The following is a 15,255-nucleotide window of genomic DNA, read 5'->3' on the forward strand; positions in this document are numbered from 1 at the left end:
CGCTGCACTTCCGCTGGATCAGTTCGGTGCTGTCGCTGTCCGTCGCAACCCTCGTCAGTCTCGCCCTGCCGCCGATCGCAATACGAAGGCTCAAAGAGATTCGTGGTGCGTCGTTGGCCGAGACGCCGGGGTACGCCGATCGAACTTAAGACTGTCGGGGCGATGAATGACGGTCTTCAAAAGACTGGTCGACCGATGGGCAGGACGGGTGAGCGATCGTTGAGCTTTCTTGATAAACTAGCCCTCTTTCAACTCGGATCACTAATCATGGAAACAATACGAAGGCGGATGAGATGAGTGATACATTTTCCGATCCCCCGGGCTCGACGATCGCGTCGGCTCCGACGCTCTATCGGCACAGCGGCAAGGTCTCGCCGGCCAGTTTGGTGATCGCGGCCGTGGTGCTGATTCCGTTGGGCGTTCTGTTCGGCGCGATCTACTCGGCGGCCGTCGTCTATCTGCCGTTCATCAAGCTTCGTGGTCTGGTCACTTTCTTCGTCGGCGGCGGGTTCGGTCTGATCGCCGGTTCGCTGTGCTTCAAACTAAAGTATCGCAGCCGGCTGATGGCGTTCTTGACCGTGATCGGATTCACGGCGATCGGTTACTACAGTTCATGGGCGGTGCACCCTGCGTTGGTGATCGGCCCCGGTGAACTCGGCGGTGACTTCGTCCCGTTGATGATCCAAGGCTTTGATCCGATCGTGATTTTGGGCTGGATGAAAGGCATCTTTGCCGAGGGCATCTGGGCGATGGGCGGGGGCGGTGCGGGGGCGCTTTCCGGTTGGGGAGCGGTGGCGATCTGGGTGCTGGAAGCCGCACTGATCTTCGGAACCGCATACGTTTCAGGAATGGCCGCGTACGGCAATCGACCCTTCTGCGAACACTGTTACCGATGGAACGACGAGACCGAAGAGCTGGCCGTGCTGCCGGTTTCCACCACCGACCCGGCCTGGATGCAGATCCGCAACGGAAACTTCGACGCACTGAAGAAACTGCAGATCGCATCGGATTCCGATGCCGCCTATGTCGAATTGAGACTCGCCGATTGTCCGACCTGCGACGAGAGTGATTATCTGTCCGCAATCGGCATCACATTGACGGTGGACGAGGGTCAGCTAAAAAAGAACGAAACCGATATCTTTCGTCACCTGAGCGTGACCCGGGCCCAGCGTGACGAAATCGTCGATTTTGCTGCCGCCATGGCAGAAGCCGTCCAGTTGATGAGGGAAGAGGAAGAGGCGTTGAATGAAGCAGCCACGGACGAAGACGAACTGCCAACCGGCGATCCCAGTCACCCGAACGAGCCAGCTCCATGACCGATGACGCGGCACCCGGCCACACCACGACGATGCCACGTCAATCCGTCTATGTTTCAGCCGTGGATTGGTGGATCGCGGTCCTGCTGATGCTGGGGCCGATGATTTGTGTCGGTTTGACGGCCGTGCTGTTGCAGCAAGGCAGGCAACAGGACGCCCTGATTTGTTTGCTGGCCGGAGCCGGGACCCTGTTGTTCACGGGCCTGTTCACCGTCCCCTGCCGATACACCATCCTGCCGGACACGTTGTCGATCCGTTGCGGCATCCTGTTCCAACGCGTGCCGCTGCATCAAGTCAAAGCGATCGAGCCGAGCGGCAGCTGGTTGAGTGGACCGGCTCTGTCGGTGCGGCGGGTGAAGATTAGCACCGCCTCGCGTTTCTATCTCGTCTCGCCGGCCGATCGGGAACGGTTTATTGAAGAGTTGACCGAAGCGGTGAAACAAGCGGGGTGACGGCCGATTCATTTGACCCGATCGCAGACGGGGTTAGCCGTTTCGCGCGAGCGTACGGGCACCCGCAGGAAGTCGATGCACCGGTGGCTTGGGAAACCAAGCGGAACGCAAGCTGGAAGCGTACGCCACTTGGAAGCTTACGCCACTTTTTTGAAGACGTATTCGTTGCAGCCCCATCCGTTGCCGACGGTGGTCAGGTTGATCAGCTGGAAATGTTTGGCGACCAACGGCACGATGATGGCTTCGGGTTTGGCGACTTCAAAGGGCAGCCCGCCGATCCAGTCGACCCAATCGTGCCACGCCGACATGCCGCGATCGGTTCGCTTTTTCCGCCAATCGGCAAAGGGCAGCGGATTGCGTCCCCCGGCCAGCCGTGCCAGTGCGAACTTGAATTCGTACCACGACGCGACCGCCGCGACCCACACGGGGCGCGCCCACTTTGGCAATCGATGGTACAGCTGCTTGATCCCCAGCCATCGCCGACTGCCGCCGCCCTGGTCGTTATAAATCGCGATCGCAAATCGTCCGCCGACCGCCACACGCGCCGCTGCCAGTTCGATCGCTCGTTCCATTTGCCCGGTGTGATGCAGCACACCCCAGCTGTAGACGACGTCAAACTGTCCCAGCGATTCCATCAGCGATTGATCCAACGCGGACCCTTGAAGAATTTCCCACTTGATCGGGTCCGCCGATTCACGCTGCCGAAGCTGTTCGGTGCAGGCGACACTGTGAGGATCAAAGTCGATCGACACGACCTCCGCCCCCAACCGATAGGCGGCCAGTGAAAACAGTCCGCTGCCGCTGCCGAGATCCAGAAAGCGTTGACCGTCCAGCGGACGTCCGGCGGCGTCATCAAGACACAGCAACCCGGTCAACGAACGGCAAGCCTGGTCGATGCGATCTTCGTCCAGATGGTTCAGAAACGATGCCCAGTTTTCACCGAACGCGAACCGCGTTTCGCTCATTCTGTTTCCAAGTCCAAGAGAAACTGTTTGGTCTGCAAGCCGCCCGGTGCGCTAAAGCCACGTAAGCCACCCCCGGCGCTGACCACTCGGTGGCAGGGAATGACCAACAAAATGCGATTGCGCGCCATCGCCGCCCCGACCGCGCGGCTGGCTGCCTTGTTGCCCGCCCGCTGCGCCAATTCCTGGTAGGTGATCGTCGTGCCCGGCGCGATCGCGCGACAACACCGATAGACCTGATTGGTAAACGGCGTCCAGCCCTGTGTGTCCAACTCGATGGCGTCGAAATCCGCGTGGCCGGTCGCAAAGTACTCGCGTAACCGTTGATCCAAATCTTCCCCGCGCGGGTCACCGGCGACTGGGCCGTCATCGGAGCCTGGGCTGTCGTGAGAGCCTGTGCGTTCTTGCCAACGCAAGGAATAAAGTCCCGCCGCGGTCCACGTCGAAACCATGTTCCCCAACGCGGTCCAATGGTCCTGCTGCACGCCGGCCTGGGCGGTCAATTGAGCGGTCGTCAAGGTCATGGAGCGTGAACCGAGTCGAAGGGGGCGGAGTTTGCGAGATGCCCTGTTATACGCTAACGATGCATTCTCAACATCGCCCGTTTGTCTTCAATCCAGTCGGTCAGCGAATCCCTGACGGCTCGTCCCAAGGTGCCGTCGCGATAAACCAGCCGCGCGTATCCGGTTTGTCCGGGCAACACGCGATCGGTTTCGCCGCCGACCAGATCGATCAGCACCGGAAACCTGGGCGCGATCAACTCCATTGCATCCGAATCGTCAGTCGCTTGCGGGTTCGGCCGCACCGGCAACGGGCCTCCGGCGTCAGCCCCCAAGGCGGCGTGCGGCAGCGACAATTCGGCCCGCGGCAACACGCGATCGATTCGGCCCGCGATCGGTCGCTCGCCCATGCCCCACAAGCGAACGTCGACCCGTTGTCCTTGGGCACGCCGAAATGCCTCGACATCGGCTTGATCGACCAGCCCCAGCATTGTTTCGCTTCCATGGGATCCGATCACCAACAATCGTTTGCCCCGGTGGATGAATGTCCCCACACACGATTTCACATCACATTGTGCAATCACACCGTCGGCCGGCGAGCAGACGACCAGTCCGGCGAGCTGTCGTTCCAGTTGTGCCAATCGGCTTCGCAAGGCCGCTTGCACCTTCTGCTCCAAACCTGCCGCGGCGATCGATTCGGAACTGAGGAAACCTCGATAGCGGGCGTCGGATGTTTCCAGATCCAACAACACATCGCGGTACTCCAATTCCAGTTCGCGATTGCTCAGCCGAGCCAGAATCTGTCCGCGCGAGACAACGTCCCCGACCGACACCAAAAGTTCGTCCAAGAATCCATCTGCGCCGATTCGTACTTCGTGCGGATGGTGGTAATCGACGACCAGCGGTACGGTTCCACGCGAGTACCACGGCACCACCGACCAGCACATCCACAGGGTTGCGGATGCCGCCGCGGTGATCCAACCCAGGCGGCGATGACGCACCAAGCGGTTCTGCAGGATCACGCGGATCCAACGATAACACGTCGGTCCCACCCACAATCCGATTGCGATGATCGCGATCGCCTTTCCCACCCCGTGCATCAACACTTCCGCCGAGAGCAGCAGCGAGACACAGACGATCCACCGCCACACCAGCGCTGCGATGGCATACGCGACGACGATGGCCGGACTGCCTTCGCCCCGATCGGGACCGCGGACGTCGATCCCCAAGAAATAGCGGCGCGTCGCCGTGGCCAACCACCGCCGTCCATGTGTTGCCAGGTTGGGCAGTTCCAAGGCATCGATCATCATGTAGTACCCGTCGAAACGCATCAACGGATTCGCATTGACCAATAGCGTCATCAACGATGCGGTCACGATCACATTCATCGCATGCTGGCGGACCAACGGATCGAAGCTGGACGTCCACACCAATGCCGCAATCGCCGCACAGAAGATTTCGGCGTACATTCCCGCTGCCGAAATCATGGCCCGCTGCCACTTGCCGTCGATCTTCCAGCCGCTGGTCACATCGACGTAGGGCATCGGTGCAAACAGAATCAGCACGATCCCCGACTCGCGGACATGACCTCCGAATCGACGACAGGCCAACGCGTGACCGGCTTCGTGAATCAGCTTCAGCCCCAACCAGGTGGCCAGCAGCACCAGCCAGTTCTGCCGCGCCAGCACGTGTCTCCCCGCGCCAGTAAACGCGTCCCAGGATTCCCACAACGCAAACGCCGCGTAGCCGACCACGAGACTCCAGACTACCCCTCCCCAAACACCGAAAATAAGTTTGCCCAACGGATCCAGTGGACGCAAAACCGGCATCGGATTGAACAGCGGAATCTTCTGGATCATCGGATTGACGCCGCCCAGCACTCTGCGCGTCTGCTGTTTGACACGCCCTTCCTCCAGCCGATTCTCGCAGCTGGACTGCTCGGTCGTGATGATGGAACATTCCAGTAGCCATTTGCAGAGCGTGGCGACTTCGCATTCCTCTAATCCATCGCTGCCGCAGATCTCGGCCGTCTGGCCCATCGCCTCGGCGATCGTTGTTTGACCGTCCAGCAACGAGACGAACGTGTATTCGGCAAGTCCCAGTCGATAGAACTTGCTGCGCAACACGTCTTCGATCACATAACACGTCCGCCCGCCATACACCTGAACCGCAACCCGCACGTCGTCGCGAACCGAGGGACAGAGCCCAAGGATGTCGACGGTCAGGTGTGGGGCGGGGGGGAGAGGAGTTTCGGGTTTCAAGTTTCAGGTTTCAGGTTTCAGGTTTCAGGTTTTGAGATTTGAGATATCCTTCCGGTCTTCAGAAGAACCAGGCCGCTCTGGCTTTTTCCGCGGCGTGATGAAATAAAATCCATGCGATGCGTCTTGAATCGGTGCTGACCTTTGCCGTTCCTTGCATGCCGGGACGCAGGTTTCGATCGCGATTCTCCAGGATCACTTCGGCGATGAAGACGTTGCGTTGATCCCGCACTTCGGCGCGGGGGCGGATCTTGTCAATCGTTCCTTCCGTGGTCTCGCTTCCCATGCCTTCCAAAAACAGCGTCACGCGGTCACCGACTTCGACGTGCGTGACCTCTTCGGCAGGGACCGCTACCTCGACGCGCAGACGCTCCAGTGGTGCGACCTCGTACAACACTTGTCCCTTGGTCACCGGATAGTTTTCTCGCCGATCCAGACTGCCCGACAGGACGATGCCGTCGATCGGGCTGCGGACTTGAAGATTCGATTGCCGAAACTGCAAGAGTTCTTGCTTGTTCGCCAACGCGCGGGCTTGCAAGTCGGCCATCACCGCTTGCGGGGTTTCGTAGCGTGCCTGGTGCGCGTCTCGTTTCGCTTCGGCCCGCGAGTGTTCCGCCGTCACGCCGGCCAGTTCCCATAAGATCTCACTGCCGTCCAAGTTGGCAAGGCACTGTCCCGCACGCACCACGTCGCCCGGTTCGGCCATGGTGGTTTCCAGCAATCCGTCATGCGGGGCGACGCAGAATCGACGTTCCACCGGTTCGGTCACGCTTTGGCATCGAATCGTATACGGCCAGGGACAGGCCAGCACGATGCCGGCGGCAAGCATGATGACCAGCGCGACGATCTGCTTGAGCCGATGTTGTTTCGCAAACGCGCCGCGAAGCAGCCGGCCTGCGGCGCTGCGTTGATGTCGCGCGACCAAGCTCAATGCCTCTCCCACGGGTTGTTCGATGGCCGAAAGAAAACGTGTGAATTCCGGCACGGTGGCCAATTCACGTCGACCGGTGGCTGCCAATGCGCCGATGATCTGGCCTTCGCGGTCTTTCAAGGGAACCGTGATCACCAACGAATCGCGGCCGGCAAACTGTTTGTGGGCCAACAATTGATGCGTCCGGATTCCGGGCAGCGGCGGCCAGGAGCCGATCGTTCCCCGCCCCACCGCTTCATCCAAGACCGCTTTCATGTTGAGCGTGGTTTCGCAATAGGGGTCGATCGTCGACAACTTGGACGCCGCCCTGACGCGGCACGCTCCCGCGGCATCACGCCCGCCTCGTCGCCCGACCAAGCCGACGAATACCTGATCACACTGAAAATGTTGTTGCAACTGTGCCGCGGTGACCAGGCATGCCTGATCAATCGTCGCCGCGTCTTGAATGCGCTGAACCAGTTCGAGCGTCGCCGCGGCCATCCGTGTTTGGCCGGCCGATTCCTCAAGTTGTTGTCGCTGCGCCGCGTACTCCAGGAAGCTCAGCACCGTCTGGGCGACACTCAATTCGATCGCCCGCTGTGCATCGCCGATGGGCCACTGCACAACAGTCACGACGGCGGCAAATTCAAGCGACCTCGTGGCCAACGCGATGCATTCCAATCGACGTTCGGCATTTGAAGCGATCACCGGCCGCCCCTTGGCCAGCGATTCGGCGGCCTTTGGCAGCAACCACGCCTGGAGTTCGTGAACGTCGTGTTTCGCTGCATGGAGGGTGTGCGAGGCGATCGAAAGATCGCCGTTTTTGGCGCGACACACCAGTAGCACGCCCCGTACGGCGGGACGCTCCGTTTGCAGTTTCAGCGCGGCGGCGATGGTCTGGTGAAGGTTCTGGCCGCGCGACAGCAACTCCGTCAGTCGCGTCTGCAGGTCCGCGATCGGATGCAGTTGATGTGGGTCATTGGCACCGCCGTCGTGGCGGGGCCGAATGCTACGGCCGATCGCGAGGGGCATTTGCGCGGTGTCGCTTCGCAGTTGGTCCATCGCTGTGCTAATTCCTTGGTGTGGCCGTCGGCGTGGTCGGGCGAAGCGTCTCGCCGGTGGTCTGCAATTGACAGCGCACACCACTTCGATAGTGACGATTCGGGTTGTCGATCAGCAGGTCGACACGCACCCGTCCGCTGTCCGCTTCGGTCACGACACCGACATAGTCGACGCGACCGACGCAACGTTGATCGGATTCTGGCAACCACAGGTCAACCTTCGTCATGGAATCCAGCCAGCCGGCGACCGAGGTTGGCACAAACAGGGTGACACGCAGCCGATCCAGTTGCACAACGGTGGCGACATGTGGTTCTTGCTGAGAGACGTACTCTCCGGGTTGCTTTGTCACGTCGGTGATCACGCCCGAGATCGGGCTGTAGACCCGTCGTTGCTCGATGCGAGCTTCGATTTCACGCAATTCGAGTTTTCTCAGCCGCATCTCTTCCCGCGCCGCGTCGACCTCCAGCATGGCCACCGACGCATCGGCTTTCGCGCGGCGAACCTCTTCGACACTGCCCGCACCGTCGTCGAGCAGTTGTTGAAGTTTTTCATAGCGTTGCTGCTTCAAATCGGATTCGATGATCAGGGCATCGATTCGTGATCTGGATTCGGCCTTGGCGGCGGCAACGTTTCGGCTGGCCTGTAACACGTCGCAGTCGAGTGTCATCAGCAACTGCCCCGCATCGACCTTCATTCCGCGATGGATCAAGACCGTGTCGATCGAGCCACTTTCGACGACGCAGAGTTGAATCTCACGAATTGGCTCGGTGAATCCGCTAAAGGTTTGGAGATGTTCCCCCGGCGAGTCGATCTGCGGTTGCCGGGGCGGCGTGGCGAGGCAGCGGTTGGCGTCCAGCCAATCGCATGCGCAACAACAAACGACCAGCAGGCCGCTGAAGAGGTGTGGGGCAGTGATATTCATGGTGACGTTCGGCGTGCCCTCCGTGGATTGAGCCGTGCTGGAGCATTGCTCTTAGGCGCGTCTGGCCAACGACGATTGCACCGATTCCATCCAATCGTCATGGGCGACCATGCGTTGCCGCTGCACCAGCGCGTCGGCTTCGGCTTGTCGTTGCAGTCGTCGCAGCGCGACAGAGAAGTCTTTGCGGCATTCGCCGGTCGGTCCGGCCGAGGCACGCATTTCCGCCGCCAAATCCGGATCGCGCGATTGAATCATTTCGTCATCGGCGGCGGCATAGAACTGGCAGCTTCCCGGGTCGCCTTGGCGGGCGGCGCGGCCGGCGAGTTGGCGATCGACGCGCTGGCAGGCGTGCATCGCGGCGGCCGCAACGTGCAGTCCACCGGCCGCCAGGGCTTGGGCGTCGGGTTTGATGTCGGTGCCGCGTCCGGCCATGTTTGTCGCGACGGTCACGGTTCCCGCAACGCCTGCCCGGCGGACGATCGACGCTTCCTCTTCGTCTTGCAATCCGTTCAGAACGACGTGCGTGATTCCTTGCTCGGTCAATCGCTGACTCAGCAGCTTGCTTTCCTGAATCGTCCCGGTCCCGATCAAGACCGGCTGGCCGCGGCGACTGCGCCCGGCCGCGTCATCGGCGATCGCGTCGAATTTGCGCTGACACGTCTCAAAGCATCGCAGCGGAAGTGGTTGGCGTACGCAGGGCTTGTTGGTTTCGATCCGCACGACCGGCAATCGATAGAATTCTCGCAGTTCCGATTCGCTGTCCGAGGCGGTTCCGGTCAGACCCGCGACGCCTTCATAGAACCCGATGTAGCGCTGTCGGGTGATGCGGGCGTGCGTTTCATTCTCATCGGTCATCTCGACTTGTTCTTTGGCCTCGACCGCCTGGTGCAACCCGCTGCTCCATTTTCGTTCGTCGTGAATCCGGCCCGTGTTTTGGTCGACGATCATGACCTGGCCTTCTTGCACGACGTAATCGACGTCGCGTTGCAGGATCCGCTCGGCCCGCAATGCGTTTTCCACCAATTGGCTCCAGGGGCGGGCGAGTTGCCCCGGCGGGCGTGAATCAAACGATTGGTGTATGCGCTTCCAGCCGTCGGGGGTCAACCGAATCGTGCGTTTGATCGGGTCGATGATGTAGTCATCGTCTTCGCTCAAGTCCATCGAGACGCGGCGGGCAAATTGATACAGGGTCGGCGACGTCGATGCACTGCTTTTTCCGCCGGCCAAGATCAACGGTGTGGTGGCTTCATCGATCAATACGCTGTCGGCTTCATCGATGATCGCGAACGCATGCCCGCGTTGGGCTGGCGTCGCTTCACGGCTGTCGATCCCTTGCAGCGAGCGGAGGAATCGCTCACCGAGTCGGGTTCGGTGGCGAGAACGAAGTGCCAGCTGGTCCTTCAGAAAATCAAATCCGAATTCATAACCCGGGCCATAGGTGATGTCGCAGGCGTAGGCTTTGATCTTTTCTTCGACGGGTCCTTGGGGTTGCAGCAGTCCGACGCTGAAGCCGAGCAGGTCATAGACCGGTTTGAGTTCGTCGTGGTCGCGCCGGGAGAGGTAGTCGTTGGTGGTCGCGACGTGCACGCCGCGCCCCGACCAGGCGTGCAGCACCGTGGGGAGCGCCGTCGTGATCGTTTTGCCTTCGCCCGTTTGAATCTCGGCGATGGTTCCGGCGGCCAGCACAAAACCGCCGCACAGCTGGACGTCGTAGTACGACATGCCGGTGGTCCGCCGCAGCGCCTCGCCGGTCAAGGCAAACGATTCGATCGTGTTGTCGAGCGCGACAGCATCATCGCGGACACGAATCCGGTCGCGACATTGTGCGGCGGAGGCTCGAAACGATTGATCGTCGAGCGATTCGAGTTGCCGGCCGCGGGCACGAACCCGCTGGATCCAGTCGTGAGTCGATTTGGCGACCGTTTGCACGCCGCGCTTCGGTTGCCCGGTGATGCCGCGATAGTTGGCAATGCAGGGGCGTGACTGGAACATGGGCGACGCGTGTGGACCGTGATGACCGAGGGAGACACGTCATGAAAATCGACGTTTTCGCCTCGATCACTTCACACGTCTTGCCGAGTCGATGCAAGAGAGTGCAGGGAAAGCGGTCGCCAGGCGTGACAATCGTTTCGGCAAGCATGATCGGACAGGCAATACAGCCGGTAAGGGTTGCCCAGGCTTGACGGTCGCACGGGCACAATTGCAATCGGCTTCCAGGGCACATTCCAGTCGTCTCTGTGTTCTCGGCCAAGCTGAGTGATTGCCATCGGATGACAAGCTCAATTCACATCTCGTTCACTTTCGTGCGGTTCATCCTTCCTTGCAATGATTTTGGCGTCTTCCGCCTCAATAAAACGGAGGACTTCGTTCGGATCGTCTAACAGACTTTCAAATGAATTGCTTGTTTCACTTGACCCATTCAGTAAGTGCCAAAAAGAGAAACGCAACTACAAGAATGAATAAATGCCTTGTGACCATGATCGCCCCATATCGTTTGTGTCACTCGTGCAGGGAGTGTAAGGGGGGGCGCGGATAGTCAAGCATTTCTTCTTTGCTTTTTAGGTTCATGCGGGCGGGTAGCGACAGGCAAAACTGACGCCCGCTTTTCGAGCTGACGTGGTGTCCTGATCCTTATGCGGTCGTGCCCTGCAAACGCCGTCTCTCCCAGACGGGAGCGAATCTAAATCAGTTGCCGAATCCTGCTGTAAAAGAATCGACGTCCCTTCAGGATCGTCCCCGCAAACAACGAATCGTCGAACCAGCTCGCCCCCGCTAGCCGCGGCGGATTTCGCTGCCTTTGAAGTACAGTGTGATTCGATAAACCTTCTTTTGGCAGCAGCTGATTCTGCCGGTTTCCAAGTCGACCTGTTCGGGGATCGCTCGGCGGCGGACGTCGATCATCGCGTGATAGCCTCGTTCGGAAAAGATGTCGATCAACATCTGCAGGGCGAGCGGGTTGTCTAAGACCGGGTCTTCGCTGCTGATCGTGGCCCGTCCGGAAATGGCGTGCCGAAGGATGATCGGGACCAATTTGGCTTCGATCAATTCGACGACCGCATGGAAAATCTCTCCGTGGTCGTATTCATAGCCGTCCAGCCGGCGGACCAGATCGCGGCGGGCGTGTTGGACGATGTCGCTGGCCAGCGGGATGTCGCCGATGGCGTGGAACGTTCGCGGGTCGAGTTCGAGTGAACTTTGGTACTCGAGTTCGTTGAGGATGTTTTCTTGGACAACGACCAGATCGGCTTGGGCGTTGATGAAGTGGAAGTGGAAGATCTGTTTGAGCGAGACGAGCGCGTCGTAGGTCTTTTCCTTGAAGACTCGATAGCGGTTGCGCGCCAGGGCTTCGTTGAAGTCCGTGGCTCGTTCTTCCCACAGCTCGCCGATCCCGCTCCGCACGACCTCTTCGTTGTGCGCGATGACTTGCCGTCCCCGCGAGAGCTGGCGTTTGACGCTCTCGGATTCGTCGACAAACAGCACCATGATGTGAAACACCGGTGGCTTCATGTGCTCGACGTTCGGATTGTCGATCAACTCGCGGCGGAGTGATTTCATCCGGTCGTAGAGCGCCTTGAGGCATTCGACCTGGACCTTGGTGCGGGGAAATCCGTCCAGGATCGCGCCGTTTTGGAATTCCGGTTCGAGCAGCTTGCGGAACACCAGCGAGACGACTTCACGGTCGCCGACCATGCCGCCTTGGGCTTTGATCGCCTTGGCTTCGGGGGAGTTGAGCAGCTCGCTGACGACGACCGGTTTGGCGGTGATGTCGCGGACTTGCCGAATGAAGTCGGTGTTGGTGCCCTTGCCTGCACCCGGGGCTCCTCCCAGCAAGATCAGCTCGGTCGGGAACCGGAGGTTCAATTTCCCTTTTTCAAACTCCAATTCTTTCCAGACGGAATTGAAAATCAATTGCGCGTCTTTGACCTCAAGATCGGCCGGCGGGATCGGTTTGGGTTCGGGATCAGCAGCTGGATTCACGATAGAACGGGCGGGCTTAGGAGTAGAGAGGCGGAAGCGGCGGCTTCATGAGAGCGTATAGGGTAGCACGGGCGGTTCAATACGGCACGCCGATCGAATCGCACAAGAAACGCATCAGTGGTCGGGCCTGTTTGACCCGCTGGACGATCAAATCGACGATCGCATCGCCGGTCAGGTCCGCCTCGCTCAGCGGCGCGATCGCGACAAAATCCTTGCGGCGCAGGTCCTCGATCAGCGGATGGTCCTTGGGATAGTCCCGTGGAGCCGTTTTCAGACTTTCGCCGACGAAGTCAAAATCCGCCCGAAACGCCTTATTGTCGCGGGCCCGTTTCCAGGCTTTCGGGTCCGCATCGATGGCGGCCCGGATCGACGCCAGGGCGCTGCTTTCCGGCCGCCAGGTGCCGGCCCCAATGAAACACTCCGCCGGTTCCAGGTGCAGGTAAATGCCGGGCGCGTGGACGTCTTTGCCCGCCTGGTGCCGCAACGAGATGCCGACGTTGGTCTTGTAGGGTGTTTTGTCTTTGCCGAATCGCGTGTCTCGGTAAATCCGCAGCACCGAGCCGTTGTGCGGCTTGGGGGACACGTGCAGCATCGGGGCGGAGCGGGCGAGCGGTTTTTCCAGTCGCGCGACCAGTTCGACGGCCGGCCCGAGCACGTTCTGCTGGTAGAGATCTTTGTGTTCGGCGAACCAGTCGCGATTGTTGTTCTGTTTCAACTTGCGCAGGAACGCAAACAGCGACTTGGGAAGAATGCCTTTGCTCATCGGAGGCCACTCGGAGGAGGAGATGTCACACCGCGAGACGGTCGACTGCGAACTTGCGATCACCATCGGTCGGTTGCCCGCCGATCGTTGCCGCTAGCGCTGCGTCGCTTGGATGCCACGGTCCTGCACGAGTTTGGCCGTCGGCAGCGTTTTTGCCAAGTATCGCTGGGAGACGTTGATGATCGTGCGGGCGAATTCGGCTTTGGTTTGGGCGTCGATCTGTGGCATGCGGTCGACCATTTCCAGCATTCCCTCGGGGTTTTGTTCACAGGCCTGAGAGATTTGGCTGATGAACTTTGCCGTTTCGACGAAATTGTGGTCCGCCGATTTTCCGATCAGTCCGCCCAAAGAACGGGCGATGATGTCGGCCCCCAAGCTCTCGAATTTGATGTAGCAATCCAGGGTGCCGGTGACGGTGGTCGATCCGTCAGATGCGACGGCATAAGTGCTTTTGAAGACGAACACGCCCTTGCCGAGAATCGGTTTCTGCACGAATTTGCCATCATACATGCCGTCGGCCATGAACACGTGCAGATTGCGATCGCCGTAAAGCAAATCGATTTGGCAGGTCGTGCCGCTACCGTCGATCGCGTCGAGCTGGTACGGCCCGGTGCGGGTCGCCTGGACGTTGGTGATCCCCATCAAATCCCAAATCCCGATGATCGCCTCGGGTTTTCGGGTCAGAAACAGAAACAATTCTTCGTCACAGCGAATCGCTTGGGTCGGCAAACGCCGGTACAGCGTCGGTTTCTCGGTCACCCCGGCCAGTTTGACCTTGGCGTGCGCGGTCAACCGGTCCATCGGCAAGGCATCGAGCAATTCGTCCCGACGCGACGAGGTTCCGTCATCGTTGCCGCCAAAGAGTGAGCGGAGTCCGAACAAATTGGAATTCGGCTCGCCGTCGTTGGCGTCGCTGCGATCGTCTCCGCTGGAGTGACCGTGGGTGGCTGAGCGGTAGCGGGATTTTCCCGCCGGACCCTCGGCGGCGCAGGGCGAATCAGAAATCGCCCAGCAAACGGCCAACAGGGTGAGCACGGCTCGGGCGCATCGCAGAGCCGGGGCGCAGGGCCGCGACGCGGGGGTAGCGGAGACGTGCCGAAGGCGCGCGATCGTGTGTCCCGTCGTCTTGGCCACCAAAATCCCCGTGTTGCGTTCGGAGTCAGCGGCCGAATCGGCCACCATCCCACCGGATTAGGATTCGGCGATTGGCGGTAAAGGAGTTGAGAGAAAACCGGTGGGCCCTCCCGGGCAAGCTTTTTCCCGGGCCCCCGGCGGGAAATCGTGGCGGGATTTCCGATTTCTTCCCCAGATTCCTTCAAGTTGCCGGGACTCGACACTGCAGACCGGATCTCGATAATCGCATCCAGCAATGCAGGTAACTCTCCCCCCTTACACCCGAACGACCGATGGCGAAGAAAACGATTGACCAAGTTGACGTGGCAGGCAAAACCGTGCTGATGCGAGTCGACTTCAACGTCCCGCTCGATGACAACCAGACGATTACCGATGACCGACGCATCCGCATGGCCTTGCCGAGCATCAAGAGCGTCATCGATCGTGGCGGCAAGCTGATCTTGATGAGCCACCTCGGGCGACCCAAGGGAGAGCCGTCGGATGTCGAAAAGTTTTCGCTCGCCCCGGTCGCCAAACGTCTCGGCGAACTGCTGGGCAAAACCGTCGCCTTTTCCAGTGACACCGTCGGAGCCGACGCCGAGGCGAAGGCGGCCGCCCTGTCCGACGGCGACGTGCTGGTGCTGGAAAACCTGCGTTTCAACGACGGTGAGAAGAAAGGCGACGCCGAATTCGCCGGCAAACTCGCCGCCCTGGCCGATGCGTATTGCAACGACGCCTTCGGAACCTGTCACCGCAAAGACGCCTCGATGGTCGCGGTGCCCGAAGCGATGGCCGGCAAGCCGAGGGTTGTCGGCCATCTGGTCGCCAAAGAAATTCAATACCTCAGCGACGCGATCGCCAATCCCGAACGACCCTTTGTGGCGATCTTGGGCGGGGCAAAAGTCAGCGACAAGATCAACGTGATCAACAACTTGCTGGGGATCTGCGATGCCGTGCTGATCGGCGGCGCGATGGCTTACACGTTTTCATTGGCCAAGGGCGAATCGGTCGGAAACAGC

General features: G+C 60.1%; 12 protein-coding genes. 3 read left to right on the forward strand and 9 right to left on the reverse strand.

From position 1 onward, the window contains the following. Positions 1 to 293 precede the first annotated feature (293 nt). Together ABX749_RS04185 and ABX749_RS04190 are read left to right on the forward strand one after the other, a co-directional pair. Positions 294 to 1,316, forward strand: coding sequence for a hypothetical protein (locus tag ABX749_RS04185; protein ID WP_372894892.1), 1,023 nt, complete (start codon positions 294 to 296; stop codon positions 1,314 to 1,316). Continuing rightward, positions 1,313 to 1,768, forward strand: coding sequence for a PH domain-containing protein (locus ABX749_RS04190; RefSeq protein WP_372894893.1), 456 nt, complete (start codon positions 1,313 to 1,315; stop codon positions 1,766 to 1,768). The genes ABX749_RS04185 and ABX749_RS04190 overlap by 4 nt, the downstream gene beginning before the upstream one ends. A gap of 137 nt (positions 1,769 to 1,905) precedes the next feature. Here the strand turns inward: ABX749_RS04190 and ABX749_RS04195 are convergent, their stop codons facing one another. The 9 genes from ABX749_RS04195 to ABX749_RS04235 form a co-directional block, all read right to left on the reverse strand. Continuing rightward, positions 1,906 to 2,733 (reverse strand): class I SAM-dependent methyltransferase, encoded by an 828-nt coding sequence (locus ABX749_RS04195; RefSeq protein WP_372894894.1) that lies wholly within the window; start codon positions 2,731 to 2,733, stop codon positions 1,906 to 1,908. Continuing rightward, positions 2,730 to 3,254, reverse strand: a complete 525-nt coding sequence (locus ABX749_RS04200; RefSeq protein WP_372894895.1) for a methylated-DNA--[protein]-cysteine S-methyltransferase — start codon at positions 3,252 to 3,254, stop codon at positions 2,730 to 2,732. Before ABX749_RS04200 ends, ABX749_RS04195 begins: the two co-directional genes overlap by 4 nt. 53 nt (positions 3,255 to 3,307) lie before the next feature. After that, a complete protein-coding gene (locus ABX749_RS04205) occupies positions 3,308 to 5,491 on the reverse strand; it encodes an HlyD family efflux transporter periplasmic adaptor subunit (RefSeq protein ID WP_372894896.1) in 2,184 nt (727 codons plus the stop codon). Positions 5,492 to 5,549: 58 nt separating this feature from the next. Next, complete coding sequence (locus tag ABX749_RS04210; protein WP_372894897.1) at positions 5,550 to 7,460, reverse strand: efflux RND transporter periplasmic adaptor subunit; 1,911 nt, start codon at positions 7,458 to 7,460, stop codon at positions 5,550 to 5,552. 7 nt (positions 7,461 to 7,467) lie between these two features. Continuing rightward, complete coding sequence (locus tag ABX749_RS04215) at positions 7,468 to 8,382, reverse strand: efflux RND transporter periplasmic adaptor subunit (protein ID WP_372894898.1); 915 nt, start codon at positions 8,380 to 8,382, stop codon at positions 7,468 to 7,470. A gap of 51 nt (positions 8,383 to 8,433) precedes the next feature. Next, positions 8,434 to 10,374 (reverse strand): hypothetical protein, encoded by a 1,941-nt coding sequence (locus ABX749_RS04220; protein ID WP_372894899.1) that lies wholly within the window; start codon positions 10,372 to 10,374, stop codon positions 8,434 to 8,436. A 780-nt stretch (positions 10,375 to 11,154) separates the two neighbouring features. Further along, complete coding sequence (locus ABX749_RS04225; protein WP_372894900.1) at positions 11,155 to 12,360, reverse strand: nucleoside monophosphate kinase; 1,206 nt, start codon at positions 12,358 to 12,360, stop codon at positions 11,155 to 11,157. A 76-nt stretch (positions 12,361 to 12,436) separates the two neighbouring features. Further along, complete coding sequence (locus ABX749_RS04230; protein ID WP_372894901.1) at positions 12,437 to 13,123, reverse strand: DUF2461 domain-containing protein; 687 nt, start codon at positions 13,121 to 13,123, stop codon at positions 12,437 to 12,439. A 93-nt stretch (positions 13,124 to 13,216) separates the two neighbouring features. Then, positions 13,217 to 14,158 (reverse strand): hypothetical protein, encoded by a 942-nt coding sequence (locus ABX749_RS04235; RefSeq protein WP_372894902.1) that lies wholly within the window; start codon positions 14,156 to 14,158, stop codon positions 13,217 to 13,219. A 371-nt stretch (positions 14,159 to 14,529) separates the two neighbouring features. Between ABX749_RS04235 and pgk the strand changes: the two genes are divergently transcribed. After that, on the forward strand, positions 14,530 to 15,255 hold a 726-nt coding region (gene pgk / locus ABX749_RS04240), incomplete at its 3' end, for a phosphoglycerate kinase (RefSeq protein ID WP_372894903.1).

Origin of the sequence: Stieleria sp. (assembly GCF_041595215.1) — a bacterium.
Classification (GTDB): domain Bacteria; phylum Planctomycetota; class Planctomycetia; order Pirellulales; family Pirellulaceae; genus Stieleria; species Stieleria magnilauensis.

Excerpts from the sequence above, each read along its gene's own strand:
- ABX749_RS04185 (WP_372894892.1), top strand. The coding sequence starts at position 294 with ATGAGTGATACATTTTCCGATCCCCCGGGCTCGACGATCGCGTCGGCT.
- ABX749_RS04190 (WP_372894893.1), top strand. The coding sequence starts at position 1,313 with ATGACCGATGACGCGGCACCCGGCCACACCACGACGATGCCACGTCAA.
- ABX749_RS04195 (WP_372894894.1), bottom strand. The coding sequence starts at position 2,733 with ATGAGCGAAACGCGGTTCGCGTTCGGTGAAAACTGGGCATCGTTTCTG.
- ABX749_RS04200 (WP_372894895.1), bottom strand. The coding sequence starts at position 3,254 with ATGACCTTGACGACCGCTCAATTGACCGCCCAGGCCGGCGTGCAGCAG.
- ABX749_RS04210 (WP_372894897.1), bottom strand. The coding sequence starts at position 7,460 with ATGGACCAACTGCGAAGCGACACCGCGCAAATGCCCCTCGCGATCGGC.
- ABX749_RS04215 (WP_372894898.1), bottom strand. The coding sequence starts at position 8,382 with ATGAATATCACTGCCCCACACCTCTTCAGCGGCCTGCTGGTCGTTTGT.
- ABX749_RS04220 (WP_372894899.1), bottom strand. The coding sequence starts at position 10,374 with ATGTTCCAGTCACGCCCCTGCATTGCCAACTATCGCGGCATCACCGGG.
- ABX749_RS04230 (WP_372894901.1), bottom strand. The coding sequence starts at position 13,123 with ATGAGCAAAGGCATTCTTCCCAAGTCGCTGTTTGCGTTCCTGCGCAAG.